The organism is Sphingobium jiangsuense (genome assembly GCF_014196495.1).
Classification (GTDB): Bacteria; Pseudomonadota; Alphaproteobacteria; order Sphingomonadales; family Sphingomonadaceae; genus Sphingobium; species Sphingobium jiangsuense.
Map to the genome: position 1 here is coordinate 126656 of NZ_JACIDT010000004.1, position 24797 is coordinate 151452.

Here is a 24797-nt window from a genome sequence, read left to right on the forward strand (position 1 = left end):
GAAGGTGGAGCGCTTTTTGACCCTATCGACACGCGAGAGCGAATTTGCGGAGCATTGGCCCGCACTGGCCGGAGCCACCACGGCGGTGGGCACCGGCGCGGCGCTGTTCAGCTACACCACCAATTATTTCGTGCTGCCGCTGGAGGCCGCCGAGGGCTGGAGCCGCAGCGCCATCGCCTTCGGCGCGACGCTCTATATGCTGGGGACGGCGGCGATGATGCCGCTGACCGGAATGCTGGCCGACCGGCACGGCGTCGGCCGGGTCGCGCCGGTGGGGCTGGCGGGCTATGGCCTGCTCTGCCTCGCGCTGTCGCTGCTGCCCGCGCATCTGCCGGTTTTCTACACGGTCATGCTGCTGATCGCGCTGTTCTGCTCGGCGACGAGCGGCGTGGTCTTCGGTCCGTTCGTCGCCGCGCGGTTCAGGCGGCGGCGCGGCGTGGCGCTCAGCATTCTGCTGAGCGGCAATGCTGTGCTGCTGATGCCGCTGGCGCCCGTGCTGACGGCGGCCATCACCGATCAGGGCTGGCGCGCGGGCTATATGATATTGGGCGGCCTCGCGCTGCTGCTCGGCCTGCCGAGCGCCCTGTTCGCGACGCGCGGCTCCTCCGCGCGCGCCGCCGCGCAGGACGCCGCCACACCGCGCGGCGCGACGATCCGCGAGGCGATGCGCGACCCGGCCTATTGGAAGATCATCCTCGGCGTCGTCGCCTCCACCATGGCTCTGGGCGGTTTCCTCAACCAGCTGTCGCCGCTGCTGGTCAGCCGGGGCATTCCGGTGCCGCTGGCGGCCTCGCTGATGTCGCTGTTCGTGCTGATGGTCGTCGTCGGGCGGATCGCGGTGGGGGCGCTGCTCGACGCCTTCCGCCCCGCGCTCATCTGCATGCTGGTGATGGCGGGCGCGGCGGCGGGATCGGCCCTGCTGCTGATGGAGACGCCCTCGCCCTCGCTCTGCGCGCTGGTGGTGGTGCTGCTCGGCGCGGCCATGGGGGCCGAGGGCGATCTTCAGGCGTTCCTCATCGCCAAGCATTTCGGCCTCACCAACTTCGCCGCGCTGTTCGGCACGTCGGCGATGTGCACCTCGGCCTGCCTCGGCCTCGGCGCGCTGCTGTTCGGTGTTCTCTATGACGGCACGGGCAGCTATACCGCCGCGATCCTCATCGCGATGGCGCTGCTGCTGCTGGCGGGGCTCAGCTTCGGCAGCCTCGGCAGCGGGGAAAGGGCGCCTCAGCCCGCGACGGGCCAGTAGCGGTCGCGCAGCAGCCTCTTGTAGAGCTTCCCCGTCGCCTGACGCGGCAGCGACGGCAGGAAATCGACCTGTCTGGGCGCCTTGATCGGCCCCAGCCCCTCACGGGCGAAGGCGATCAGCTCGCGCGCCAGCGCGTCGCCCGCCTCGACCCAGTCGACCGGCTCGACCACCGCCAGCACCCGCTCGCCCAGATCCGCGTCGGGCGCGCCGATCACCGCCACGTCTCCCACCTTCGGATGGGTGGCGAGCCAGTTCTCGATCTCCTGAGGGTAGATGTTCACCCCGCCGGAGATGATCGTGAAATTCTTGCGGTCGGTGAGGTAGAGATAGCCGTCCTCATCCATCCAGCCGACATCGCCCAGCGTGGTCCAGCCCTGCGGCGTGCGGGCGGCCGCGGTCTTTTCCGGATCGTTGTGATAGGCGAATTCGGGTCCGTTGGCGAAGCAGATCAGCCCCTCCGCGCGCGGCGGCAATTCCCCGCCCCGCTCATCGACGATCCGCAATTCCCCGACCATCGCCCGGCCGACCGATCCCTTGTGCGCCAGCCATTCCTCCGGCCCGATCGCGGTGAGGCCGTTATTTTCCGTGCCCGCATAATATTCGTGGATGACCGGCCCCCACCAGTCGAGCATCGCCTGCTTGACCGGCACCGGGCACGGCGCGGCGGCGTGGATCGCGACCTGGAGCGAGGACAGGTCATGGCCCGCACGGACGGCATCGGGCAGGCGCAGCATGCGGATGAAATGGGTCGGCACCCATTGGGCGGCGGTGATGCGATGGCGCTCGATCAGGCCGAGCGCGCGCTCGGCGTCGAACTTTTCCATCACGACCACCGTGCCGCCCAGCCGCTGCACCGCCATGGAAAAGCGCTGCGGCGCGGCATGGTAGAGCGGCGCAGGCGACAGATAGCGGGTGTCGGGGCCGAAGCCGAAACGGCTCTCCACCAGCGCGACCAAGGGCGTGCCGGTGTCGATCGGCGTGCCGGGCACGCAGGGACGGCGGATGCCCTTGGGCCGCCCGGTGGTGCCGGAGGAATAGAGCATGTCCTCCCCCGCCATCTCATCCGGGATCGGCGTGTCGGGCAGCGAGGCGGTCAGCGCGTCGAGCTCCTCGGCCGTGAAGCGGCGCAGCGCGGGCCGCCCTGCTGCGGCCTCCTCGGCCAGCGCCGCCGTGCGCGCCGAGGCCACCAGCACCCGCGCGCCGCTGTCCTGCACTATATAGGCGACGTCGCCGCCCGACAGGCCGGTCGAGATCGAGACATAGATCAGCCCCGCCCGCTGCGCCGACCACAGCAGGGGCAGATAGGCGACGTGATTTTCCAGCAGGAAGGCGATGGTGTCGCCCGGCGCCAGCCCCTGCGCGCGCCAGAAATGCGCCAGGCGGCAGGACCAGCGGTCGAGCTCCGCATAGCTGACCTGCCGTCCGCTCTCCGCCATCACATAGGCGGGGCGATCGGGCGTGGCGCGGGCGTGATGGGCGGGGTGCATGCGTCCGGCGCGCCGCTCAGGCGTTGTCGGCGATGATCAGGTCCGCCGCGCGCCAGGCGACGGCGCAGGCTGGGCCGTTGGTGTTGCCCGCGACGATGAAGGGCAGCACCGAGGTGTCGACCACGCGCAGCCCGTCGATGCCGCGCACACGCAGCCGCGTGTCGCACACCGCCGCCTCGTCGCGCCCCGCTGCGCAGGTGCCGGTGGCGTGATAGGCGCCGTTGCCCATCTGGTCATAGGCGGCGATGATCTCGTCATCGCTCTCATATTGGGGGCCGGGCCGCGTCTCCTCGCCGACGAGGTCGCTGAGCGGCGGCTGCTTCACATAGTTGCGGGCATAGCGCACGACGTCGATCATCGTCTGCCGGTCATAGGGGTCCTGATGATAATTGGGGATGATCTCCGGCAGTTCGTTGGGGTCGGCCGAGCGGATCATCACCGAGCCCAGCGATTGCGGCCGCAGCATATAGGCGCAGATCTGGAAGCCGCCATGCTTCTCCGTCGCCAGCGCCGGGCCGCCATAATCCATGGTGAAGGCGGCGAGCAGGAACTGGCCGTCGGGCCGGGGCGCGTCGGGCCGGGTCTTGAACCAGGCGCCCGCCTCATAGGTCGCATTGCCCATGCGCCCGCCACCGCCGGTCAGATAATAGCGCAGCACGTTGCGGACCAGCCGCCAGCCGCGATATTCCCTGTTCTCCGACGCCGCATCGTCGGCGCGGAACTGCATGACGATGGCGCGGTGCTCGCGCAGGTTGCGGCCGACATTGGGGCTGTCGTGCACCACCTCTATGCCCAGCGGGCACAGATGTTCGGCCGGGCCGATGCCGCTGCGCTGGAGGATCGCGGGCGAACCCATCGACCCGGCGCACAGCAGCACCTCCCGCTTCGCGCCATAGCTCTGGCTGGCGCCGCCTCTGGTGCCGGTGACACCCACCGCGCGCCTGCCCTCCAGCAGCAGCCGGTCGATGGTGAAATCGGTGACGACGGTGAGGTTCGGGCGGTTCATTACCGGCCGCAGGAAGGCGACGGCGGCGCTCTGGCGCTTGCCCTTGTAGACGGTGCGCGGCGCGTAGCCGACCCGTTCGACATCCTCCGGGTCATTGACGTCGATCTTGCGCGCAAGGCCCAGCCTTTCCCCGGCGGCGATCGCCGCGTCGATCAGCCGGTCGCGCTTGGGCACGGTAAGGCGCAGAAAGCCCTTGTCGCCCCGCGTCGGCGCGGCGCCCAGCTCGTGATGCTCCAGCTCCCTGTACGCCTGGCCGATATGCCGCCAGCTCCAGTCGTCGCCGGCGATCCGCGCCATTTCGTCATAATCGGCATCCTGCCCGCGCACATACATCATGCCGTTGATCGCGCTCGACCCGCCCAGCGTCTTGCCCCGCACCCACGGCTCGGCATTGCTCGCGGTGCACTGGTCGGGCTTCGTCATATAAGGCCAGAGGAAGCGCAGGTTCGCCATGATCTTGGCGATGCCCTTGGGCATGTGGATGAAGGGATGGGTGTCGCGCGGGCCCGCCTCGATCAGCAGCACCGTGCGCGACGGGTCCGCCGACAGGCGGTTGGCCAGAACGCAGCCGGACGTGCCCGCCCCCACGATCACGTAATCGAAACTTTCCATCATCCACTCCGCTTTATCCGAAAGCCGGTTTTCCCCGCCAGACTTTGAGTCTTGCGCTCGCCCCGCCTTCCTCCTTATTCGATCAATTAACATCCATCGTCAACATGGGAGAAGGAGCATGGGTTTCGGAAAGACACCGTTGAAGGACCTCAGCCGGTCGGTGCGCGGACGGCGCGTGCTGGTGACCGGCGGGGCGAGCGGCATGGGCCGCGCCACCGCCTGGCTGTTCGCGCGCGAAGGCGCGATCGTCGCGCTGACCGACATCGATGCCGAGGGCGCGGAAGAGGTCGCGCGGGGCATTCGCGACGAAGGCCACGACGCGCGCGCCTGGATGCTCGACGCGGGCGACCGCGATTCGATCCACGCGACCGTGCCGAAGATCGCGCGGGCGCTGGGCGGGCTGGACGTCATCGTCAACAATGCCGGCATTTCGGCCAAGGTGCCGTTCGACGACCTCGATTATGACGCGAACTGGGACCGCAACATCGCCGTCACGCTGACCGGGCAGCAGGCGGTCATCCGCGCCGCCATTCCCTTCCTCACCGAATCGGATGCGCCGCGCATCGTCAACATCGCCTCGACCGAGGCGCTGGGGGCAAGCGCGGGCTTCAGCGCCTATTCGGCGGCCAAGGCGGGCGTGATCGGCCTCACCCGCTCCTTCGCGGTCGAGCTGGGGCGGCGCGGCATCACCGTCAACTGCCTGTGCCCCGGCCCGATCCTGACCGGCATGACCGACCATCTGAGCGAGGAGGACCGCACGACCTTCGCCCGCCGCCGCACCGCGCTGCGCCGCTATGGCGACCCGATGGAGGTGGCGCACATCACGCTCAGCCTCGCCCTGCCCGCGGCTTCCTACATCACCGGAGCGGTGATCCCCGTCGATGGCGGCCTTTCCACCCGCCATGCCTGAACCGCGGGAAAACTGCCTCTTGAAAAACTAATTCAATTAGAATATTAAAGATATTCGCAATCAGGAGGAGTCGAGAAAATGGCAACCATCGCACCGCCCCAACCTGCCGTCCGGGAGGAGCGTCCGCCGCGCAAGCCGAGCGCGAGCCAGCTCGCGGCGGCGCGCAGCCTGCCGAACAACAAGGAAGCCGTGTGGCCGTCCTTCACCGAAAAGCTGCCCGCCAGCCTCTATGTCGATCAGGCCCGGTACGATGAGGAGCAGCAGAAGCTGTTCATGAACGTGCCGCTGCCGCTGGCGCCGTCCGCCTATCTGGAGGGGCCGGATTCCTTCGTCTGCCGCGACGGCTTCGGCCAGTCGGTGATCCTGACCCGCGACAAGCAGGGCAAGGTCCACGCGCTGGTCAACAGCTGCCGCCATCGCGGATCCCGCGTGACGGACAATGACGAGCCGGAACATGGCCGCCTGATGGTCTGCCCCTATCATGCATGGAGCTACGACCTCAGCGGCAAGCTGGTGGGCGTGCCGCGTCGCGAGGTGTTCGCCGATCTCGACAAGTCGCAGCTCGGGCTGGTGGAACTGCCCTGCATTGAGAAGGGCGGCGTCATCTGGGTCAAGATGAACCATATGGCCGATGACGATTTTTCCGACATACCGGACGAGCTGGCGCTGGATCTGGATGCGTTCGGCCTCGGCGACATGCACATGTTCGCGCTGCGCAAGCATGAGATTGAAGGCAATTGGAAGCTGATCCTGGACACCTTCCTGGAAGGCTATCACGTCATCCGCCTGCACGCGCGCACCATCGGCCCGATGTATGAGGACACCGTGGTCCGCGTCGACCGTTTCGGATCGCATCTGCGCCAGACCTCGGCACGGGTCGGCTTCACCCAGGATCTGCTGGAGCAGAATGTCGAATCGATCGATGATCTGCGGCGCGTGGTCACCTATGTCTACACGCTGTTCCCCAACGCCGCGCTGATCTTCAGCCAGGATTATTGCAACCTGCTGATCATGCAGCCCAAGGGCGTCGGCAAGACGATCGTGCACAATTTCATGCTGACCAACGTCAATCCGCAAAGCGAGAAGCTGCGGAAGAAGTGGGAAAAGTCGCTGATGATGACCAACGACCTCGCCTTCCCCGAAGATTTCGCCGCATCGGCGGCGACCTATCAGGGGCTGCTGACCGGCGTGGTCAAGGAATTGATGATCGGCGGCATGGAAGTGGGCATGCAGCACTTCCACGATGTGCTGGAAACCAGGCTGAAAAGCATGGCCTGACAAGACCGGCGGTTGAGGATAGGGCTCGCCCGGAGCTGCCGGGCGGGCCTTTTTCCTTTGGCGAGAATATGGACCTTGAAACCAGATTGGAGCGGGGAGCGGATGTTCCTACACCCGTTCGCCCTGAGCTTGTCGACCCGAAGGGCGGGCGAAGCCCAACGGCTGTACTTCCTTCCTTCTTCACTTCCATCAAAGGACAGGGCTTCGACAAGCTCAGCCTGAACGGCTTCTTACACCATCCTTATATTCGCTTTCAGCCGTTCCCGCCATAAGACGACCGTCCGCGCCGTTGACCCCCGACCCTCGCTCAGCCCCTCTCGCGCGTCCAGATCAGTTCGTCATGCGATTTGACCCCATCGGCGGTGACATGTCCGTCGGTCGTCAGCATCATGTCGCCCTCCGGCGTGAAGCTGATGGTGCGCACCAGCGTGCGGCCGATCAGGTCGCTGATCGAGCAGGCGTCCAGCCGATGCGACACCGTCGCGCCCTCCACCGTCCATCGCCCCGAATAGGCGAGGAAGGTCGACCATTGCTGCGGCGCCCGGCCCTCCACCCAGTCCTGGCTCATCAGGAAGGCGCACATCAGGCCGCTGTCGTCATAGATCAGCCGCCCGGTCGCGTCCTCGCCCATCGGGTGGCGGTAGAATGCGCCGTTGCGGAAGCGCCGCAGGCTGACCAGCGACCATGCGCCCAGCACCTTCTCTCTCAACTCGCTCATCGCTTCCCTTCCTTCCGGTTCAGGCCGCGCGCAGCCGGGTCAGCCGGTCGAACCGGGCGAGATGATGGTCGACCGATCCATAATCATGCTCCAGCACGGTCGCGCGCTTGAAATAATGGGTGACGGCCATCTCCTCGGTCATTCCCATCCCGCCGTGCAGCTGGATCGCGTTCTGGCCGACGAACCGGCAGGCATTGGCAACCGTGACCTTGGCCGAGGACGCCGCCAGCGCGCGCTCGACCGGGTCGAGCGGCAGCTTGAGCGTCGCCAGATACATGGCGCTGGTCGCCATTTCGACCTGCATGAACATGTCGACCATGCGATGCTGGAGCACCTGGAAGGACGCGATCGGCTGGCCGAACTGGCGGCGCTGCTTGGTATAATCGACGGTGGCGTCGAGCATGAAGCGGGTGATGCCGACCGCCTCGGCGCTGAGCGCCGCGATCGCGCGGTCGCCCGCCTGCTCGACGAGGGGCAGCGCGCCGCCCTCCGGCCCGATCAGCGCGTCGGCGCCGAGGGCCACATCGTTCAGCGTCACGTCGGCGGCGCGGCGGCCGTCGATCGTCGGATAGGCGGTGAGCGTGACGCCCGGCGCAGCGCGATCGACAAGGAACAGCGAGAGGCCCTCCGCCTCGCCCGTCGCGCCGCCGGTGCGGGCGGTGACGATCAGCTTCGATGCCCAGGGTGCCCCGGCGACGACCGCCTTGGCGCCGGACAGGCGCCAGCCCGCGCCGTCGCGGGTCGCACGGGTGGCGGCATCGCGGAAGGAGAAGCGCGCGGTCGGCTCCGACCAGGCGAGCACGGCGATGGTTTCGCCGGCAGCGATCTCGCCCAGCAGCGCGTGCGCGGCCGCGCCGCCCGCCGCTTCGAGCAGCGAGGCCGCGACCACCGCGCATTCCAGATAAGGCTCGATCACCAGCGCGCGGCCCAGTTCTTCCATGATCACCATCTGGTCGACGGGCCCGCCGTCGAGGCCGCCAACGCTTTCCGGCAGGGCGACGCCAAGGATGCCGAGTTCCGACGCCAGCGCGCGCCACATATCGGCGCGCCAGCCCGTATCCGACAGGCTGGCCTGCCGCCGCGCCTCAAAGCTGTAGTGCTCGCGCAGCCAGGCGGCGAGATTGTCGCGCAGCATGCGCTGTTCGTCGGTGAAGCTGAAATCCATGCGCTTGTTCGCCCATTTCCTGTGTTCGGGCCCGACCATAGCCGCCCCGGTATGGATTTCAATGTAATTGATCGATTAGCTAGTTGATTTTTGCCGCAATCCGGTTTCTGCTGCCGGGGTCAGTGAAAGGAATGATCGCCATGCTCAGCCGCGTCCAACGCTTCCGTTCCGCCGATGGCACCCCGATCGTCGCCGATATCGTCGGCGCGCCGGACCGGCCCACGGTCGTGCTGGCGCATGGCGGCGGGCAGACCCGGCACAGCTGGAACGGCGCGTTGCGGGCGCTGGCGGGGGAAGGCTATCGCGTCATCAACTATGACGGGCGCGGTCATGGCGACAGCGGCTGGTCGTCCGACGGCGTCTATACGCTGGACCTGCGCGCGCAGGATCTGCGGGCGGTTCTCACCGGGACAACCGGCCCGGTGGCGCTGGTCGGCGCCTCGATGGGCGGCGCGACGGCGATGAAGCTGGTGAGCGACGGCTATCGCCCGGCCGCGCTGATATTGGTGGACATCGTGCCACGGCCGGAAAAGGCCGGGGTCCAGCGCATCATCGCCTTCATGCGCGGCCATCCCGACGGCTTCGCCTCGCTTGAGGAGGCCGCCGCCGCGATCGCCGCCTATAATCCCGATCGCCCCCGCCCCAGCAGCCCGGAGGGGCTGCACCGTAATCTACGCCTCGGCGCGGACGGGCGCTATCGCTGGCACTGGGACCCGATGATCGTGCAGCGCACCGAGGCGCTGGAGCGGTCGGAGATCGAGGATGCGATGGCGGGACTGGCGCAGGCGCGCTCGGTGCCCGCGCTGGTGGTGCGCGGCATGCACAGCGACGTGGTGAGCGACGAGAGCATCGACCATTTCCGCACCGTCCTGCCCCATCTGGAGGTGTTTCAGGTGCCCGGTGCCGGCCATATGGTCGCCGGCGATCGCAACGATGCGTTCAACGGTGGCATAGTGGATTTTCTGCACCGGCATATGCCGGTCATGGCGTCCTGACCAGCGCCACCCGCGCCGCCGTTCAGGCCCGCTGGCCCTCTTCCGTCAATATGCCGCCCAGCACCATATCGAGCAGGGCATTGGTGTAGGCCCGCTTCAGATCCTCGTCGATCCGCTCGATGCCGAACGCGTGGTTCAGCACATGCTGGCCGAAGAACAACTGATCGCACGCGCCCAGCACGATGAAATAGAACATCATCGGGTCGATATGCTTGAACTGGCCGCTGTCCATTCCCTGCTGCAACAGCTGGCGCTGGGTTTCGGCGAGCGGCTTGGAGATCTTCTCCGACACCTTTATCGCCAGTTCCTGCTCCATCAGCATCGCGTGGATGAGGCGGTTCACGAACGGATAGCGGAAATAGACGTTGATGATGCCCTTGATGTGGAGCTTCAGCTTCTCCACCACCGGCAGGTCCATCTCGACCAGGCCCTTGAGCTGTTCCAGCCCCGGCCCCAGCACGTCCTCGACCAGCGCGAGCATCAATCCGTTCTTGCTGCCGAAATAATATTTGACCAGCGCGGAGTTCAACTGCGACCGCTGCGCAATTTCGTTGAGGGAGACCTCGATCGTGCCCCGCTCGATCATCAGATCGGCCGCCGCGCGCAAGAGGATCGCGCGGGACGAGGTCTTTTCCGTCACTTTTTCTACTGTGGCCATACTGGCTTTGCCCGATTGCTTATTGATTGGTTGATTGATCCCCCGCTATCGATCAACAGTCCCCGCTTGGCAACAAAATTCTACTGTTTGTGACTATTCATCGGAGTGGCGTTCTGTTTGTCCGGGGTCGACCCCGTCCGATCCTTGTTCCTCCAGCCATGACGCGGCGTCCGGGCGGAAGCCGCCACGGGGCGGATCGCACGGCGTCGCCGAGTAGCGCGGCGCCGGGGCCGGCTGGGCCACGCCGTTGACCTCGACAAAGGCCCCGCGCGCGACATTGTGCGGATGGGACAGCGCCTCGCTCATCGACAGCACCGGCGCGACGCAGGCGTCCGTGCCGTCGAACAGGCCGCACAGATCCTCGCGCGTGCGCGCGGCGATGGCGGCGGCGATCTTCGCCTTCTGCGCGGACCAGCGCGCCGGATCATTCTGCTCGTCCAGATCGGGATCACCGGCCAGGCCGAGCCGGTCGCGCAGGATCGCGTAGAATTGCGGCTCGATCGATCCGACCGAGACGAACTGCCCGTCCTTCGTCCGAAACGTGTCATAATAGGCGGCGCCGGTATCGAGCAGGTTGACGCCGCGTTCCTCGCGCCAGCCGCCATTGGCCCGGAAGCCCCAGATCATCGCCATCAGCAGCGCCGATCCGTCGGTCATCGCGCAGTCGACCACCTGCCCCTTGCCGCCCGCCTTCACCGCCAGCAGCGCGGAAACCATGCCGAAGGCGAGCAGCATGCCGCCGCCGCCGAAATCGCCGACGAGGTTGATCGGCGGCGTCGGCTGCCCGCCCGCACGGCCGAGCGCGCCCAGCACGCCGGAAATGGAGATATAGTTGATGTCGTGACCGGCCAGCGGGGCGAGCGGGCCCTCCTGCCCCCAGCCGGTCATCCGGCCGAAGACGAGGCGGGGATTGTCCGCCAGCAGCACGTCGGGGCCCAGCCCCAGCCGCTCCATGACGCCCGGCCGATACCCCTCGATCACCCCCTCGGCGGTGCGCAGCAACTCGCGCAGCCGCGCAACCTGCCGCGGGTCCTTGAGGTCCATTTCCAGCCGGGCGCGCGAGCGCAGCAGCGGGTCCCACGGGTCGGGCGGCGTTCCCGGCCGTTCGATGCGGATGACCTCCGCGCCGTTGTCCGCCAGCATCATGCCGGCGAACGGCGTGGGGCCGATCCCCGCCATCTCCACGATGCGGATGCCTTGCAGCGGACCGGCCATGCGCCTCGCCCTCCCCGCTTCCGTCAGCGCGGCGCCATGCGGATGGCGCCGTCGAGGCGGACATCCTCGCCGTTGAAATAGCTGTTACGGCACATTTCGACCGCCAGCGACGCATATTCGGCGGGATCGCCGAAGCGCTTGGGGAAAGGCACGCTGGCGGCCAGCGCTTCCTTCACATTGTCCGGCGCGCCGTTCATCAGCGGCGTGTTGAAGATGCCGGGCAGGATGGTGTTGACGCGGATGCCGTCCCCCATCAGGTCGCGCGCGACCGGCAGGGTCAGGCCGACGATCCCGCCCTTGGACGCCGAATAGGCCGCCTGACCCATCTGCCCGTCCTCCGCCGCGACCGAGGCGGTATTGACGATCGCGCCGCGCTCGCCATCCTCCATCGGCTCCAGCGACAGCATGCCCGCCGCCGACTTGGCGATGCAGCGGAAGGTCCCGACCAGATTGATCTGGATGATCTTGTTGAACTCGTCGATCGGGAAATGCTTGACCGTCCCGTCCTTCGCGCGCGAGGCGGTCTTGTACGCATTGCCCGTGCCCGCGCAGTTGACGAGGATGCGCTCCTGCCCATGGGCCGCGCGCGCCTTCTCGAAGCCCGCGTCGACCGACGCGTCGTCGGTGACGTTGACGGGGCAGAAGACGCCGCCGATCTCGCCCGCCACCTTCTCGCCCGCCTCGGCATTCAGGTCGAAGATCGCGACCTTCACGCCAGCCGCCGCCAGCGCCCGCGCCGTCGCTTCGCCCAGACCGCTTGCGCCGCCCGTCACCACCGCTGCCGCACCATCAAGTTTCATGATATTTCCCCATCATTCAAAGGTTTGTTGTTGAACATTCATACCGCCTGCGCGCGTTCCACCTGCTGGCGCGCGCGGGCGGCCAGCAGGGGCAGGGCGTCGACGATCTCGCCGGGATTGCCGGAGGATGCGGTGCCGCGCAGATGGCGGCCCTTGATCCCGTGGATGATCGAGGCGAGGCGGAACATGTTGTAGGCGACATAGAAATCGAGATGCCCGATCCGCTCGCGCCCGGTGCGTCGGCAATAGCGCGCGAGATAATCCTCCTCCGTCGGCAGGCCGAGCGCGGGCAGGTCGAACCCTTCCAGCCCGCCGCCGATCGCCGGGGGCAGGCGGTACATCATCATGTGGAAGGTGAAATCCGCGAGCGGATCGCCCAGCGTGGACAATTCCCAGTCGAGCACGGCGACGATACGCGGCTCGGTCGGGTGGAAGATCATGTTGTCCACGCGGAAATCGCCGTGGAAGATCGCCGCCCCCTGCTCCTCCGGCAGATTGGCGGGCAGCCATTCGCACAGCATGTCCATGTCGGCGAGGCGGCCTGCCTGCGGATCGTCCCGATATTGGCGGATCCAGCGCGCGACCTGCCGCGACAGGAAGCCTTCGGGCCGGCCATAGTCGGCGAGGCCAGCCGAAATCGGGTCGATCCGGTGCAGCCGGGCGATGGTGTCGTTCATCGCGTCGAAGCAGGCGACCCGCTCCGCCTGCGGCAATTGGGGAAAGGCCGATTGCCAGAAGATGCGGCCCTCGACCATCTCCATCACGTAGAACCAGCTGCCGATGACGCTATCGTCGGTGCACAGGCCGTAAAGCTTCGGCACAGGGAAGCCCGCCTCCCCCAGCGCGCCGATGACGCGCGCCTCCCGATCCACCGCATGCGCGCCCTTCAGCAGCACGCCCGCAGGCTTGCGGCGCAGCACATAGGCGCGGTTGCCGGTGACGAGCCTGAAGGTCGGGTTGGATTGGCCGCCCGCGAACTGCTCGACGCGGAGAGGTCCGCTATAATCGGGGATCGTCTCGCCCAGCCACCGCTCCAGCCGCGCCTCGTCGAAGCGATGCTCCGCCCGGACCGGGCCGGACCCGCTGAAGAGGGCGGACGGGTCGGCCATCAGCCCCGCACCGGCACCGTCAGCGCATCCGCCGACGCATCGCCCAATATCATGCCGCCGTCGCAATCGATGATCGCACCGGTGACATAGGGCGCATTGTCGCTCGACAGGAACACCGCCATGTCGGCGATGTCGCGCTTGCGGCCGTAATCGCGCAGCGGAATGCGGCCCTTGATCGCGGCGGTCGCTGCCTCGCTCGCCGCCAGCTTCGACATGCCCGCCGTGTCGGCGATGGGGCCGGGTGCGATCGCGTTGACGCGCACGCCCGCCGGGCCCCATTCCATCGCGAGCGTCTGGGTCAGCAGGTTGATGCCCGCCTTCGCCGCGCAGGCATGGGCCTGAAACATGACCGGCCGCTTGCCCTGCGCGGCCGTGATCGCCAGCAGCGAGGCGCCGGGCCTGGCGATATAGTCCCACGCCGCGCGAAACACGTTGAAGGTGCCGATCAGGTCGATCTCCACCACGGTACGGAAGGCGTTGGCGGAAAGGCCCACCACCGGCGACAGGAAATTGCCCGCCGCGCCGGAAACCAGCACGTCGATCGGCCCCAGCGCGTCATGCGTCGCCTTCAGCGCCTCCTCGACCGCCGCATAGTCGCGCACGTCGGTGGAGCGGCCGATCATCCGGCCGCTGCCCGCCTCCTCCAGCTGGCCGACCGCGCCCGCGACCCGGTCGGCGTCGCGGCTGATGATCGAGACATTGGCGCCCAGCTCGGCGAAGCGCAGGCCGATCCCCAGATTGATGCCGCTCGAACCGCCCGCGATGAACACGGTCTTGCCGGCGCAGGCATTGGGTATGAACAGGTCCGTCATGATGCCTTGCTCCCTTCAGCTATAGGCCGGTTCTTCCCACCAGGGGAAATAGTCGGGCATGTCGGTGGAGACGCGATCGGGGAAGACGGCGGGCCGCTTTTCGAAGAAGGAGGCTACGCCCTCGGCGACATCGGCGCTCTGCCCGCGCGACAAAATGCCACGGCTGTCCACCTTGTGCGCGTCCATCGGGTCCGTCATGCCGAACCCGCGCCACATCATCTGGCGGATGAGCGCGACCGAGACGGGCGCGGTATTGTCGGCGATCTCCCGCGCGATGGCGATGGCGGCGGGCAGCAGTTCGTCGGGCGGCAGCACCTGGCTGACGAGGCCGCCCTCCTTCGCTTCCCGCGCGGAAAAGACGCGGCCGCTATAGCACCATTGCAGCGCCTGGCTGATGCCGACGATGCGCGGCAGGAAGAAGGACGAGGCCGCCTCCGGCACGATGCCGCGCCGCGCGAACACGAAGCCGATGCGCGCATCCTCGCTGGCGAGGCGGATGTCCATCGGCAGCGTCATGGTCGCGCCGATGCCGACCGCCGGGCCGTTGATGCAGGCGATCACCGGCTTCAGGCAGCGGAAGATGCGCAGCGTCACCAGCCCGCCGCCATCGCGCGCGGATTGTCTGGAATAGTCGAGCGAACCGTCCGGGCGGACGGGCGTGTCCTCGGCGGCGATGAAGGCCGACGGCCCGTCGCTGAGGTCCGCCCCGGCGCAGAAGCCCCGCCCCTCGCCGGTCACGATCACCGCCCGCACCGTATCGTCTGCATCGACCTTGTCGAATGCGTCGATCATCTCGTTCATCATTTCCACGGTGAACGCGTTCAGCTTGTCGGGGCGATGCAGGGTGATGGTCGCGATCCCGTCCGCGACCGCATATCGGATGCTGTTGTAGCTCATGGTCATTCCTCGACTGTCAGGCCCCGGTGAAGGCGGCGGGCCGCTTTTCCTGAAAGGCGGCGATCGCCTCGCGCGCGTCATGGGTGCGGCCACAGATATTCTGCAACGCGCGCTCGGTCTGGAGCGAGGTTTCCCAGTCGCTGTCCGCCGCCGTCCAGCCGAGCTTGCGGATCAGGCCCAGCGTCCGTGTCGGCCCGCCGGCAAGCCTTTCGGCGAGACCGAGCGCGACCGCCTCCACCTCTTCCTCCGGCGCCACGCGGTTGATCATGCCCCATTGCAACGCCTGGGCGGCCGGGATCCTGTCGCCCAGCATCATCATCTCCATCGCCCGCGCGCGGCCGATCGCGCGCATCAGCAGGTGGGAGGAGCCGCCATCGGGCAGCAGGCCGATGCGGACGAAGGCTTGGAGGAAATAGGCGCTCTCGCTCGCGACGATCAGGTCGGCGGCCAGCGCCAGCGCGCAGCCGACACCGGCCGCTGCGCCCCGCACCGCCGAAACCCACGGCACCGGCAGGTCGCGCAGCGTCGTCATCAGCGGGTTGATATGGGTTTCCAGCGACAGCCCGAAATCCTCCGGCAGCGGGATGCTGGGATCGAGATTGGCGCCGGAGCAGAAGCCCCGCCCCTCGCCGGTCAGCACGATCGCGCGGGTCGAGGCGGCCAGATCGGTGAAGGCCGCGCTCAGTTCCTCGCAGGACCGGATGGTGACGGCGTTGAGCGTGGCGGGATCATTCATCCGGATAATGCCGACATCGTTGCGGCGCTCGACGATGATCTTCTCGAAGGACATGAACGCAAACTCCTCAGGAATAAACCGGCGCGGCGGCGGGCGGGCCGAAGCGCGCCTGTTCCTTCGCCAGCCCTGCGCGCACCGCCTCGGCCTGATTGGCGGTGCCGAACAGCGCCTGCTGCTCTGTCGCCTCGGCATTGAGGATGCGGGTGCACAGCGCCTCGTCGGCGAAGGACAGCAGCCGCTTGCCCGCGCGGATCGCGTCGGGGCTTTGGGCCGCGATTTCCCCGGCAAAGGCCAGCGCCTCGGCAACCGGATCGGCGCAGACGCGGGTGGCAAGGCCAAGGCGCGCCGCCTCCTCGCCGGTGAAGACGCGTCCGCTCGCCAGCAGTTCGGCGGCGAGATCGGGGCGGACGAGGCCGCGCAGCAGGAACATGCCCGCCATGTCGGGGATGAGGCCCCATTTCACTTCCATCAGCGCCAGCCGCGCATCGGGGGCGACGAAGCGCATGTCGGCGCCCAACGCGAGCTGGAAGCCGCCGCCGAAGGCGACGTCCTGTATTGCCGCGATCACCGGCACGGGAAGGCGGCGCCATTGCATCACCGCATGCTGGGCGATGTTGACGCCATCATAGGCGCGGGAGGCAATGTCGCTGCGGGCGCGGTCGCGTCCCTGCGGGTCGGCGAGGTTGGAAAGATCGATGCCGGCGCAAAAGCCGCGCCCCTCGCCGGAAAGGACGACCGCCCGGACATCATCGTTCCCGGCCAGTTGCGTGCCCGCTTCCACCAATGCCTCGAACATGGCGCCGTCGAGCGCGTTCATCTTGTCCGCGCGGACCATGCGCACATGCGCGACATGGCCGCTTATATCCGTCTTCACCCGCTGCGACATCACCCTGTTTTCCTTGCCTGCCTTTTGTCGTTACAGGGCGGGACGGGCATAAGTCAATTAGATAATTAATCGATTAAAATGGCACGCCCTTGTTCGGACCGGCGAAGCGGAACAGGAAGGCAGCGACCTTGCGTATCTGGATTTCCTCCGATCCTTCGGTGATGCGATAGCGGCGGTGATGGCGGTAGATATGCTCGAACGGCTTGTGCCGCGAATAGCCGATGCCGCCATGCACCTGCATCGCCCGATCGGCGGCCTCGCAGCAGAGGCGATTCGCGTAGTAATTGCACATGGACACCTTGTCGGACAGGCGGCGGGCGACCTCCGGGTGCGGCATCTGGTCCATTTCCCATGCGGTCTTGTAGATCAACTGGCGCAGCATCTCGGCCTGGGTGGCGAGTTCCACCAGCGGGAACTGGATCGCCTGATTGACGGCGAGCGGCTTGCCGAAGGGCTTGCGCTCCACCGCATATTTCACCGCCTCGTTGATGCAATAGGTCGCCGCGCCCAGCGAGCTCGCGGCCTGGCGGATGCGGTTTTCATGCACGAACGCCTGCGCCAGCGGCAGCCCATGGCCTTCCTCGCCGAACATCGCGGTTTCCGGCACCCAGACATTGGTGAGGCTGAGGCGCGGATGATCGGTCGGCATGTTGAAGGTCCAGAGATATTCCTCGACCACCAGCCCTTCCGTCGGCACGGGGACGAGAAAGCAGCTGATGCCGAGCGCATCTCCATCCTTGCCGCCGGTGCGGGCGAACACCGCGCAATGGGTCGCGCGGTGCATGCCGGTGATCCACATCTTGCGCCCGTCGATGCGCCAGCCGGGCACGCCGTCGCGGCTTTCGCGCACCGCCCGCGTCTCCATGAAGGTGGCGTCGGAGCCGTGATCGGGCTCGGTGAGGCCGAAGCAGACGAAAATCTCGTCGGAAAGCAGACCGGGGATGAACTCGTCCTTCTGCGCCTGCGTGCCGAAATCGCGGAACATGACGACCAGCGGCTGGTTGCCGACGATCGAATGCTCGTTCTGCAAATCATTGTGCAGGCCGAGGCCCTTGGCCGCCAGATGCTCGCGGATCACGGTCATCCAGAGGTTGGAGCCGCCCTTGCCGCCGAATTCCACCGGGTTGGCGAACCGGAAATGGCCGGCCTTGTCGGCGCGCCGCTTCGCCTCGTGCAGCAGATCCTCCCACTCCTTGCGGGGCAGGCCGCCATTTTCCCAGTCGGTGCGGCTATGCTCGCGACGATGGTCGAAGAAGCGGATATTGTCGTCCACCTCCTCCAGCGGCTTGATCTCCGCCTCGATGAAGCGGTCGAGCTCGGCCAGATAATCGACGAGGTCCTGAGGCAGATCGAAGTTCATGCGTTTTTCCTCTCCCGCCGCCGGGCCGCCCGGATCGCCAGCGCCGGGGCGATGCTGGCGTAGCGAGGCTGGTCGACGGCGATTTTCGCCAAAGTCGTTTCCCACAGATGATCCATCAGGCCGGGCATCTCCGCCTCGCCCGCCCCCGCGCGCAACCGCGCCGCCAGCAGGCGGTTCAGCCCGGCGGTCGTGCCGCTTGTCCCCAGCAGGGCGGCGAGCCGCGCATTTTCCGCGGCGTCGATCGCCGCCTCGTCCGCGATCTGCCGCCGCACCAGATCGAGCGCATTGGCCGCGACGCGGGCGTGGAAGGCGGCGGCGTCCGTCAGCTGCGGCCCGATCTCCTCGCGCAGCAGCCGCGCAACGGCGGCCAGCAACTCCTCCGGCCGGGGATCATCCAGCATCGACGCCTCCCTCGATCGCCGCGAGCAGGTCGATCTCGCTCTCGGAGATGCGCCGCACGATCATGCCGCGCTCCACCGACGGATCGTCGCCGCGAAAGCGCGCCAGCATTTCCGCGCAGAACAGGCCCCAGCGCAGGCTCCCCATCACCTCCCACCAGTGCACGCGCGCCGCATCGACGGGCGCGCCGCCGGTCCGGGCATAGGCTTCGAACATGTCCGCGCGAGAGCCGAGACCGGCGACGGGGCGCTCAATTCGCCCGAAACGCCAGGGCGGCAGGCTGATCCACGCCAGATCCTCGGCCGGGTCGCCCAGATGCGCCAGCTCCCAGTCGAGCACCGCGCGCACCCCCTCCGGCCCGGTGATGACATTGCCGAGGCGAAAATCGCCATGAACCAGAGCCAGCCGCTCCGGCTCCGGCGGCGCGTGACGGGCCGCCCAGCCCAGCGCCAGCTCGAACACCGGGCGCGGCGTCGGGTCGGCGTCCAGCGACTCTCGGATCGCCTCCAGCGCCGCCGCGACGCCGGACCGGCGCATCGGCGGCAGCACCGCGACCGGTACGCGATGGATGCGGGCGAGGATCGCGCCGAAGGACGCCACCATCGTCTCGCGCGTGGCGGCGAACGCCTCGTCGCGCTGGATGCGGCGGGCCAGCGTCTCGCCCTCGACATGATCGGTGACGAAGCCTTCGCCCAGACCGTCGGCTGGCTCCAGCTCATGCCGGACATGCGGGCAGGGCACGCCCTGCGCCGCCGCCGCACGGATCGCGGCCGCCTCCACGGTGAACCCCGCCGCCATCGGATGGGGCACGGCGCCGGGGGCTGCGCGCCGCAGGATCAGCCGCCGCGTACCGGCGGGCCCCACGGCGTCGAAAGCCCATGTCTCCTGACTCGCCCCGCCGCTCAGGCGCCGCAGGTTGGCGAGGCTGGCGCCCGGATCGATCCGGGCGACCAGCACCGCCATGCGTGCCGGGAACGGATCGGCCCCCACGTCCATCGCCGGCGCGTCCATCGCTTGCTCAGGGCAGCTCGTTGGCGAAAATGGCCGAGCTGTTGATCGGCGATCCGGGGCCGCCGCAGACGAGGCAGGTCCTCGCATCCGGCACCGGATTGGCCGACTGTCCGCGCAACTGCCGTACCGCCTCGACCGCGATGTTGATGCCGTGGATGAAGCCCTGCGCCAGATTGCCGCCGGAGGTGTTGACCGGCAGCTTGCCCGAAGGCGCGATCAGATTGTCGAACTTCAGGTCCTCGGCCGCGCTTTCCCAGCTGATGAGGCCATGGCCGACCAGCGAGGAAATGCCTTGATAGGTGAAATTCTCATAAAGCTGGGTGACGTCGATATCCCTGGGGCCCAGCCCCGTCATCTCCCAGAGGCGGCGCGCGACCGGCTCGAAACCGGTCGAGGTATAGTCGTCGTCATTTTCCAGCAGGTCGCCCCAGCCCTTCTCCGCGCCCGTCGCGGCGCCGAGCAGATAGACGGGCTTCTGCTTCAGGTCGCGCGCATGCTCGGCCGACACCAGCAGGATCGCGCCCGCGCCGTCATTCTCGCGCGAGCAGTCGAACAGACGCAGCGGCTCGGCGATCCAGCGCGACTTGCGATAGGTCTCGATGTCGAACTGCTGGCCGTAGGACACCGCCTCCGGGTTGCGCGAACCGTGATAATAATCGGCCAGCACCAGCTGCTCGACCGCCTCCTGCGGCAGATTGTGCTGCAACGCCATGCGCATCGCCCGCAATGCGCAGATCTGCGCGGGGGCGGTGATGCCCGCGGCGACGAAATGATTGTTCACATGATGCGCCATCACCGCCGAGGACAGGCGGCCGCTATTGCCCTGCACCAGCGCGCGGAACACTACCGCTGCCTTGCACTGGCCGGTCGCGATCGCCATCGCCGCCAGCTCGAACGCGCCGAGCAGCCCGCCGCCGCCGCCGCCCCAGACCGAGGTGGACAGGCGGATTTCCTTCGTGCCCAGCTCCGGCATCAGCCGGTCGGGCTGGTTGTGATCGTCGCCATAGGAGACGAAGCCGTCGACATCGGCGGGATCGAGCCCGGCATCCTCGCAGGCCGCGACGATCGCGCGGGTCAGCACGCCGCGCTCGCCATAGGGGGCGCCCGCCCGCTTATATTGCAGCACGCCGACCCCGGCCGCCGCCACCTTACCCATCAAACCATTGGCCATGTTCATATCCTCTTGTCGTTCGGGCGATCAGGCCGGGAGCCAGCGGATGGCGGGGATGTCCTCATCCCCGAAGCGCGTCGTCGCGATCCGGCCGACCAGCGGCAGGTCGAGCGCCAGCAGGCTCTCGTCGCCCTCGTAAAGGCCGAGCAACCGGCGGTCGCGCGCATGGGGCAGATAGGCGAGCACCGTCACGAAGGGCGTGCCGATGCCCTCCGTCCCGCCGAAGGGATGCCAGGTTCGGGTCCAGCTGAAGAGCTTGCCCTCCAGCGCGATTTCATGCCATTCCGGCTCCCAGGTGCCGCAGTCGCCGCAACGGGACACGGCGGGCCATTTCCATTCGCCGCAGCCCTGGCATTTCTGCATGATGAGGCGCCCTTCGGAAAGGGCGTGCCAATAGGGCGCGTCGGCGGGTCCGGTGCGAAGGGCTGCGTCGTCCAAAATCTCTCTCCATCGATAGGGGCGGCCGCGCGGCCAGCGGCCTTCCAATATTCAATTGCCTGATTAATTTCTTTGGCGCAATGCGGAAATGCACGCCGCGCCGTCAGGCGACGTTATAGGCCTTCATCGCCTCGCCCAGCGGCGGCGTGTCCTCCCGCTCGATCTCCATCGTCAGCAGGTGCCCGGCGGTCATGATGTAGAAGCCGGCGACCAGATTGAGCTCGACCAGCTCGCCGGGGGTGAACTCGGCCTTCGCCTTGTCGAACACCGCATCGCTGACGCGGCCCAGCCGCCTGATGTCCTCGGCATAGGCGACGGCCAGCTTCTCGCGCTCGGAAAGCGAGGAGAAATCACCCGATTTCATCGCGTTGATCTTCTCGTCGGGCAGACCCACCGCGCGGCCGACGCTGACATGCTGATACCATTCATAGTCCGAATCGCAGAGCACCCCGATACGCAGGATGACGAGCTCGCGCAGCGTCGGTTCCAGCGATCCCTTGCGCAGCAGTGCCGCACCCAGCTTCGAATAGGCGACCATCAGCGTGGGCGCATGGGCCATCATGCGATTGACGTTCAGCGACCCCATGCGCTCCAGCCGGTCGGCGATTTCCGGTTCCAGGCTGGCGGGATCGGGATAGGGAATGCGGGCCATGGTCTTCTCTCCTTGAACGCGCCGTCGGCAAAATTTAGCCGGACGATGAATTTCTTGTCCCGACTAAGCATAGCCGCTTCCGCATGTAAACCGAATCATGTTAGGGACCGGCTAGCGGAAACGGAGAGGCAGGAATGACAGGCACTTCCCCCGGCGCGGCGACCGCGCGCCAGCGGCTGACGACAACAAGGATCGAAGCCCGCCATGCCGCGTGACTTCCCATGGCCGGAAGGCCATGATCCCGAATCGAGCGTTAATTTCGTCGCCGAGGAACTGGATGTGCCCAGCCTTTCGGCCGCCGCCGTCTGGCCGCACCTTGTCGATACCTCGGAATGGGAACGCTATTATGGCTATATGTCCGATATCGTCTTTCAGGACGGGGCGGGGCCGGAACTCGGCCTCGGCGCGCGTTTCTGCCTCAATACCCTGACCTTCCCCGTGCAGGCGGAAGTCAGGGAGTTCCGGCCGCCATCGGCGGGCGAGCCCGGCCTGCTCGCCTGGCACGGCCGCGTCGACGAGGGCGGAGATGAGGAAGGACGGGGCCTCGACCTCTATCATATCTGGATGATCGAGGATCTGCCGGGCGGAGGCGTCCGCATCCTGACGCAGGAAACCCAGCAGGGCGCGCTGGCCCGCGAAATCGCCGCCGCCAACCCCAGCCCGATGCTCTATTCGCATCAGGACTGGGTGAAAAGCCTCGCGACGACCGCGCTGCGGGCGGCGGGGCAAGGCTGACCAAATATTAGGAATCTATATTCTTTGCAGGCGGTTCCAGCTGATGCCTCCTTGCGGCCCGGAAGCGAGCCTAAAAGAACCGTTCGGGCTGAGCTTGTCGAAGCCCTGTCCTTTGTCCCAAGAGAAAGCAGCCGTTGGCCTCTGTCCGCCCTTCGAGTCGAGGGCGAACGGCGGTGGGAGGACCTAGTCAACGAAAATCAGCGATATATTTCCCGTCATGCCAGCGCAGGCCGGCATCTCAGGAGACGGCGCGCGACATGGCTTGAGACCTTAGCCAGCGCTGGGTGACGGTAAGGAAAAGGCCCCGCGTACCACCTCAAACCCGGCTTTCAGCATGCCGCAACGAAGACAGCCGCCAAAAAAGCGGGCAGGAAGCGCGCAACCGCTTTCCGCCCGACCCTTTCCCTGTCCTCAGACACGTTCGATAATGATCGCCGGGGCCATGCCGCCCGCCGCGCACATGGTGACGAGGCCGCGCTTCAGGTTGCGGCGCTCCAGTTCGTCCAGCACCGTGCCGATCAGGATCGCGCCGGTCGCGCCGATCGGATGGCCCAGTGCGATCGAGCCGCCATTGACGTTGACCTTCGCGCGGTCGAGCTTCAGGTCGCGGATGAACTTTTCCGTGACGACAGCGAAAGCCTCGTTGATTTCCCACAGGTCGATATCGTCGACGGTGAGTCCGGCCTTGGCCAGCGCCTTCTTCGCCGCCGGAACCGGGCCGTTCAGCATCAGCGTGGGGTCGTCGCCCACATTGGCGAAGGCGACGACCCGCGCGCGCGGCTTCAGCCCGTGCTTCTCCGCATAGGCGGGCGAGGCGAGCAGCACCGCCGCCGCCCCGTCCACCACGCCCGAGCTGTTGCCCGCATGATGAATCGGCTCCCAGTCGAGGTCGGGATAGGCCTGCTTGATGAGCGCGCGATAGCTGCCGCCGTCGTCCAGTTCCATGTCGGCCAGATCGGTAAAGGCGGGCTTCAGCTGGGCAAGGCCCTCGGCGGTGGTCTGCGGGCGGGGATATTCGTCCTTTTCCAGCACCAGCGCGCCGCTTTCGTCATGGACCGGCACAAGGCTCCTGTCGAAACGCCCCTCCGCGATCGCGACGGCCGCCTTGCGCTGACTTTCGAGGCCGAGCGCGTCGACATCCTCGCGCGTGATGCCTTCCATCGCCGCGATCGCGTCGGCGCACACGCCCTGATGCGATTGCGGCACGGTGCGGCGCAGGCGCAGATTGCCCCGATCCATCATCGGCGGCCCGGTGAAGGGCAGCGAATTGGTGTAGGACATCATCTCCGTCCCGCCCGCGACGATCAGATCCTCCATGCCCGACATGATCGACGCGGCGGCGAGGTTCACCGCCGTGATGCCGCCGCCGCAGAAGCGGTCGAGCGTCACGCCCGACGAGCGGACGTCGTAACCGGCGTCGAGCGCGGCCATGCGGCCGAGGTCGGCGCCCTGCCTGTCGACCTGCATGCTGGTGCTCCAGATCACATCGTCGACATCTGCGGTATTCAGATTGTTGCGCTCGGCGATCGCCTTGAGCACGGTGGCGCCCAGATGCTGGGGGTGCATATGCGCCAGCGCCCCCTTCCCTGCCTTGCCGACGCCGCGCGGCGTGCGGACGGCATCGATGATCAACGCTTCGGGCATGAACAAGAACCTCCTTGAGGAAATGGGACAGGCATCGAAACCCGCCCCGCAAACGATATTTCATCGACCATTTACATTTTCCGCCGCCGCTTTCAAGCGATGGCCGAAGAAAATTCATCAAGTCATTAAATTCTCGACATCACCCCTCCGCTTCGGTACGGGCAAGGGCATGAGCGAAGACCAGAACCGCATCGAAACCCTCGACGGATTGTTGCGCGCGCGCCGGTCGGTGCGCGGTTTCCGGCCCGACCCGGTGCCGGCCGACATTCTCCGCCGCATCTTCACCATGGCGGGGCAGGCTCCTTCCAACTGCAACGTCCAGCCCTGGGTGGTGCATGTCGTTTCGGGCGCGGCGGCCGAGCGGGTGCGCACCGCGCTGCACGATCGCGCGCGCGCGGGCGCCGCCCTCTCGCCCGACTATCCGCTGACCGGCACCTATCCCGGCCATTACCGCACCCGGCAGGTGGAGGCGGCCAAGGCGCTGTTCGCCGCGACCGGCGTCGCCCGCGACGACCTGCCCGCACGGACCGACTCGTTCCTGCGCAACTTCCGCTTCTTCGACGCGCCCCATGCCGCCTTCATCCTGATGCCCGACTGGGCCGGGATCCGCGAGGCGGCGGATTGCGGCATGTACGCCCAGTCGCTGATGCTGGCGATGACCGCGCACGGCATCGGCTCCTGCGCGCAGGGCGCGCTCGGCCATTATGCCGATGTGGTGCGCGGGGCGCTGGACGTGCCGGACGGGCACCGTATACTCTTCGGTATCGCCTTCGGCTATGAGGACGAGGCGCATCCCGCCAACAAGGCCCGCACCGATCGAGCCGCGCTTGCAGACACCACCGTTTTTCACGACTGAG

The 24797-nt window shown here is 67.2% G+C and carries 25 protein-coding genes; 6 read left to right on the forward strand and 19 right to left on the reverse strand.

Annotated elements, in window-relative coordinates:
* Positions 1-16 precede the first annotated feature (16 nt).
* On the forward strand, positions 17-1246 hold the full coding sequence (locus tag GGR43_RS07335) for an MFS transporter (protein ID WP_188071315.1): 1230 nt from the start codon (positions 17-19) through the stop codon (positions 1244-1246).
* Here GGR43_RS07335 and GGR43_RS07340 read toward each other — a convergent pair.
* Both GGR43_RS07340 and GGR43_RS07345 read right to left on the reverse strand, forming a co-directional pair.
* Positions 1225-2733, reverse strand: a complete 1509-nt coding sequence (locus GGR43_RS07340) for an acyl-CoA synthetase (protein ID WP_188071316.1) — start codon at positions 2731-2733, stop codon at positions 1225-1227. The two genes, GGR43_RS07335 and GGR43_RS07340, sit on opposite strands and share 22 nt — an antisense overlap.
* A 16-nt stretch (positions 2734-2749) precedes the next feature.
* The gene (locus GGR43_RS07345; protein WP_246343415.1) at positions 2750-4354 is read right to left on the reverse strand and encodes a GMC family oxidoreductase; all 1605 of its coding nucleotides are present in this window, start codon (positions 4352-4354) and stop codon (positions 2750-2752) included.
* A gap of 115 nt (positions 4355-4469) precedes the next feature.
* Between GGR43_RS07345 and GGR43_RS07350 the strand changes: the two genes are divergently transcribed.
* Together GGR43_RS07350 and GGR43_RS07355 are read left to right on the forward strand one after the other, a co-directional pair.
* On the forward strand, positions 4470-5261 hold the full coding sequence (locus GGR43_RS07350) for an SDR family NAD(P)-dependent oxidoreductase (protein WP_188071317.1): 792 nt from the start codon (positions 4470-4472) through the stop codon (positions 5259-5261).
* A 78-nt stretch (positions 5262-5339) separates the two neighbouring features.
* Entirely contained in the window at positions 5340-6539 is a 1200-nt protein-coding gene (locus GGR43_RS07355) for an aromatic ring-hydroxylating oxygenase subunit alpha (protein WP_188071318.1), read from the forward strand.
* Positions 6540-6846: 307 nt separating this feature from the next.
* On the opposite strand, the gene GGR43_RS07360 is transcribed toward GGR43_RS07355, so the two are convergent.
* Positions 6847-7257: a lipocalin-like domain-containing protein gene (locus GGR43_RS07360; RefSeq protein WP_188071319.1), complete on the reverse strand. Its 411-nt coding sequence runs from the start codon at positions 7255-7257 to the stop codon at positions 6847-6849.
* A gap of 19 nt (positions 7258-7276) precedes the next feature.
* Positions 7277-8461: an acyl-CoA dehydrogenase family protein gene (locus GGR43_RS07365; protein WP_246343416.1), complete on the reverse strand. Its 1185-nt coding sequence runs from the start codon at positions 8459-8461 to the stop codon at positions 7277-7279.
* A gap of 101 nt (positions 8462-8562) precedes the next feature.
* Between GGR43_RS07365 and GGR43_RS07370 the strand changes: the two genes are divergently transcribed.
* Entirely contained in the window at positions 8563-9417 is an 855-nt protein-coding gene (locus GGR43_RS07370; protein ID WP_188071320.1) for an alpha/beta fold hydrolase, read from the forward strand.
* Positions 9418-9439: 22 nt separating this feature from the next.
* Here the strand turns inward: GGR43_RS07370 and GGR43_RS07375 are convergent, their stop codons facing one another.
* The 14 genes from GGR43_RS07375 to GGR43_RS07440 all read right to left on the reverse strand — a co-directional run bounded on the left by GGR43_RS07375 (position 9440) and on the right by GGR43_RS07440 (position 21561).
* Positions 9440-10075 (reverse strand): TetR family transcriptional regulator, encoded by a 636-nt coding sequence (locus GGR43_RS07375; protein WP_223177342.1) that lies wholly within the window; start codon positions 10073-10075, stop codon positions 9440-9442.
* A gap of 93 nt (positions 10076-10168) precedes the next feature.
* Positions 10169-11290: a CaiB/BaiF CoA transferase family protein gene (locus GGR43_RS07380; protein ID WP_188071322.1), complete on the reverse strand. Its 1122-nt coding sequence runs from the start codon at positions 11288-11290 to the stop codon at positions 10169-10171.
* A 23-nt stretch (positions 11291-11313) separates the two neighbouring features.
* The gene (locus tag GGR43_RS07385; RefSeq protein ID WP_188071323.1) at positions 11314-12090 is read right to left on the reverse strand and encodes an SDR family NAD(P)-dependent oxidoreductase; all 777 of its coding nucleotides are present in this window, start codon (positions 12088-12090) and stop codon (positions 11314-11316) included.
* 38 nt (positions 12091-12128) lie between these two features.
* Positions 12129-13199 (reverse strand): phosphotransferase family protein, encoded by a 1071-nt coding sequence (locus GGR43_RS07390; RefSeq protein ID WP_188071324.1) that lies wholly within the window; start codon positions 13197-13199, stop codon positions 12129-12131.
* Positions 13199-14011, reverse strand: coding sequence for an SDR family oxidoreductase (locus tag GGR43_RS07395; protein ID WP_188071325.1), 813 nt, complete (start codon positions 14009-14011; stop codon positions 13199-13201). Before GGR43_RS07395 ends, GGR43_RS07390 begins: the two co-directional genes overlap by 1 nt.
* Before the next feature lie 15 nt (positions 14012-14026).
* Positions 14027-14908, reverse strand: coding sequence for a crotonase/enoyl-CoA hydratase family protein (locus tag GGR43_RS07400; protein ID WP_188071326.1), 882 nt, complete (start codon positions 14906-14908; stop codon positions 14027-14029).
* A 16-nt stretch (positions 14909-14924) separates the two neighbouring features.
* Complete coding sequence (locus GGR43_RS07405) at positions 14925-15698, reverse strand: enoyl-CoA hydratase-related protein (RefSeq protein ID WP_188071327.1); 774 nt, start codon at positions 15696-15698, stop codon at positions 14925-14927.
* 13 nt (positions 15699-15711) lie between these two features.
* Complete coding sequence (locus GGR43_RS07410; protein ID WP_188071500.1) at positions 15712-16530, reverse strand: crotonase/enoyl-CoA hydratase family protein; 819 nt, start codon at positions 16528-16530, stop codon at positions 15712-15714.
* 73 nt (positions 16531-16603) lie between these two features.
* Positions 16604-17890, reverse strand: a complete 1287-nt coding sequence (locus GGR43_RS07415) for an acyl-CoA dehydrogenase family protein (RefSeq protein ID WP_188071328.1) — start codon at positions 17888-17890, stop codon at positions 16604-16606.
* A complete protein-coding gene (locus tag GGR43_RS07420) occupies positions 17887-18291 on the reverse strand; it encodes a DUF6285 domain-containing protein (RefSeq protein WP_188071329.1) in 405 nt (134 codons plus the stop codon). Before GGR43_RS07420 ends, GGR43_RS07415 begins: the two co-directional genes overlap by 4 nt.
* A complete protein-coding gene (locus GGR43_RS07425) occupies positions 18281-19300 on the reverse strand; it encodes a phosphotransferase family protein (protein ID WP_223177343.1) in 1020 nt (339 codons plus the stop codon). The genes GGR43_RS07420 and GGR43_RS07425 overlap by 11 nt, the downstream gene beginning before the upstream one ends.
* Before the next feature lie 7 nt (positions 19301-19307).
* On the reverse strand, positions 19308-20471 hold the full coding sequence (locus GGR43_RS07430) for a thiolase C-terminal domain-containing protein (protein WP_188071330.1): 1164 nt from the start codon (positions 20469-20471) through the stop codon (positions 19308-19310).
* Positions 20472-20498: 27 nt separating this feature from the next.
* A complete protein-coding gene (locus GGR43_RS07435; protein ID WP_188071331.1) occupies positions 20499-20909 on the reverse strand; it encodes a Zn-ribbon domain-containing OB-fold protein in 411 nt (136 codons plus the stop codon).
* A 103-nt stretch (positions 20910-21012) separates the two neighbouring features.
* A complete protein-coding gene (locus tag GGR43_RS07440; RefSeq protein ID WP_188071332.1) occupies positions 21013-21561 on the reverse strand; it encodes a carboxymuconolactone decarboxylase family protein in 549 nt (182 codons plus the stop codon).
* A gap of 204 nt (positions 21562-21765) precedes the next feature.
* Between GGR43_RS07440 and GGR43_RS07445 the strand changes: the two genes are divergently transcribed.
* Positions 21766-22296: an SRPBCC family protein gene (locus GGR43_RS07445; RefSeq protein ID WP_188071333.1), complete on the forward strand. Its 531-nt coding sequence runs from the start codon at positions 21766-21768 to the stop codon at positions 22294-22296.
* Between the two features lie 411 nt (positions 22297-22707).
* Here the strand turns inward: GGR43_RS07445 and GGR43_RS07450 are convergent, their stop codons facing one another.
* Positions 22708-23940, reverse strand: coding sequence for an acetyl-CoA C-acetyltransferase (locus GGR43_RS07450; RefSeq protein ID WP_188071334.1), 1233 nt, complete (start codon positions 23938-23940; stop codon positions 22708-22710).
* A 169-nt stretch (positions 23941-24109) separates the two neighbouring features.
* Here GGR43_RS07450 and GGR43_RS07455 point away from each other — a divergent pair, with 169 nt between their 5' ends.
* Positions 24110-24796, forward strand: a complete 687-nt coding sequence (locus tag GGR43_RS07455) for a nitroreductase (protein WP_188071335.1) — start codon at positions 24110-24112, stop codon at positions 24794-24796.
* Position 24797 lies beyond the last annotated feature (1 nt).

Coding starts and splice junctions, on each gene's coding strand:
- GGR43_RS07340 (WP_188071316.1), bottom strand. CDS start 2,733: ATGCACCCCGCCCATCACGCCCGCGCCACGCCCGATCGCCCCGCCTAT.
- GGR43_RS07345 (WP_246343415.1), bottom strand. CDS start 4,354: ATGATGGAAAGTTTCGATTACGTGATCGTGGGGGCGGGCACGTCCGGC.
- GGR43_RS07350 (WP_188071317.1), top strand. CDS start 4,470: ATGGGTTTCGGAAAGACACCGTTGAAGGACCTCAGCCGGTCGGTGCGC.
- GGR43_RS07355 (WP_188071318.1), top strand. CDS start 5,340: ATGGCAACCATCGCACCGCCCCAACCTGCCGTCCGGGAGGAGCGTCCG.
- GGR43_RS07360 (WP_188071319.1), bottom strand. CDS start 7,257: ATGAGCGAGTTGAGAGAGAAGGTGCTGGGCGCATGGTCGCTGGTCAGC.
- GGR43_RS07365 (WP_246343416.1), bottom strand. CDS start 8,461: ATGGTCGGGCCCGAACACAGGAAATGGGCGAACAAGCGCATGGATTTC.
- GGR43_RS07370 (WP_188071320.1), top strand. CDS start 8,563: ATGCTCAGCCGCGTCCAACGCTTCCGTTCCGCCGATGGCACCCCGATC.
- GGR43_RS07375 (WP_223177342.1), bottom strand. CDS start 10,075: ATGGCCACAGTAGAAAAAGTGACGGAAAAGACCTCGTCCCGCGCGATC.
- GGR43_RS07380 (WP_188071322.1), bottom strand. CDS start 11,290: ATGGCCGGTCCGCTGCAAGGCATCCGCATCGTGGAGATGGCGGGGATC.
- GGR43_RS07385 (WP_188071323.1), bottom strand. CDS start 12,090: ATGAAACTTGATGGTGCGGCAGCGGTGGTGACGGGCGGCGCAAGCGGT.
- GGR43_RS07390 (WP_188071324.1), bottom strand. CDS start 13,199: ATGGCCGACCCGTCCGCCCTCTTCAGCGGGTCCGGCCCGGTCCGGGCG.
- GGR43_RS07395 (WP_188071325.1), bottom strand. CDS start 14,011: ATGACGGACCTGTTCATACCCAATGCCTGCGCCGGCAAGACCGTGTTC.
- GGR43_RS07400 (WP_188071326.1), bottom strand. CDS start 14,908: ATGAGCTACAACAGCATCCGATATGCGGTCGCGGACGGGATCGCGACC.
- GGR43_RS07405 (WP_188071327.1), bottom strand. CDS start 15,698: ATGTCCTTCGAGAAGATCATCGTCGAGCGCCGCAACGATGTCGGCATT.
- GGR43_RS07410 (WP_188071500.1), bottom strand. CDS start 16,530: ATGTCGCAGCGGGTGAAGACGGATATAAGCGGCCATGTCGCGCATGTG.
- GGR43_RS07415 (WP_188071328.1), bottom strand. CDS start 17,890: ATGAACTTCGATCTGCCTCAGGACCTCGTCGATTATCTGGCCGAGCTC.
- GGR43_RS07420 (WP_188071329.1), bottom strand. CDS start 18,291: ATGCTGGATGATCCCCGGCCGGAGGAGTTGCTGGCCGCCGTTGCGCGG.
- GGR43_RS07425 (WP_223177343.1), bottom strand. CDS start 19,300: ATGGACGCGCCGGCGATGGACGTGGGGGCCGATCCGTTCCCGGCACGC.
- GGR43_RS07430 (WP_188071330.1), bottom strand. CDS start 20,471: ATGGCCAATGGTTTGATGGGTAAGGTGGCGGCGGCCGGGGTCGGCGTG.
- GGR43_RS07440 (WP_188071332.1), bottom strand. CDS start 21,561: ATGGCCCGCATTCCCTATCCCGATCCCGCCAGCCTGGAACCGGAAATC.
- GGR43_RS07445 (WP_188071333.1), top strand. CDS start 21,766: ATGCCGCGTGACTTCCCATGGCCGGAAGGCCATGATCCCGAATCGAGC.
- GGR43_RS07450 (WP_188071334.1), bottom strand. CDS start 23,940: ATGCCCGAAGCGTTGATCATCGATGCCGTCCGCACGCCGCGCGGCGTC.
- GGR43_RS07455 (WP_188071335.1), top strand. CDS start 24,110: ATGAGCGAAGACCAGAACCGCATCGAAACCCTCGACGGATTGTTGCGC.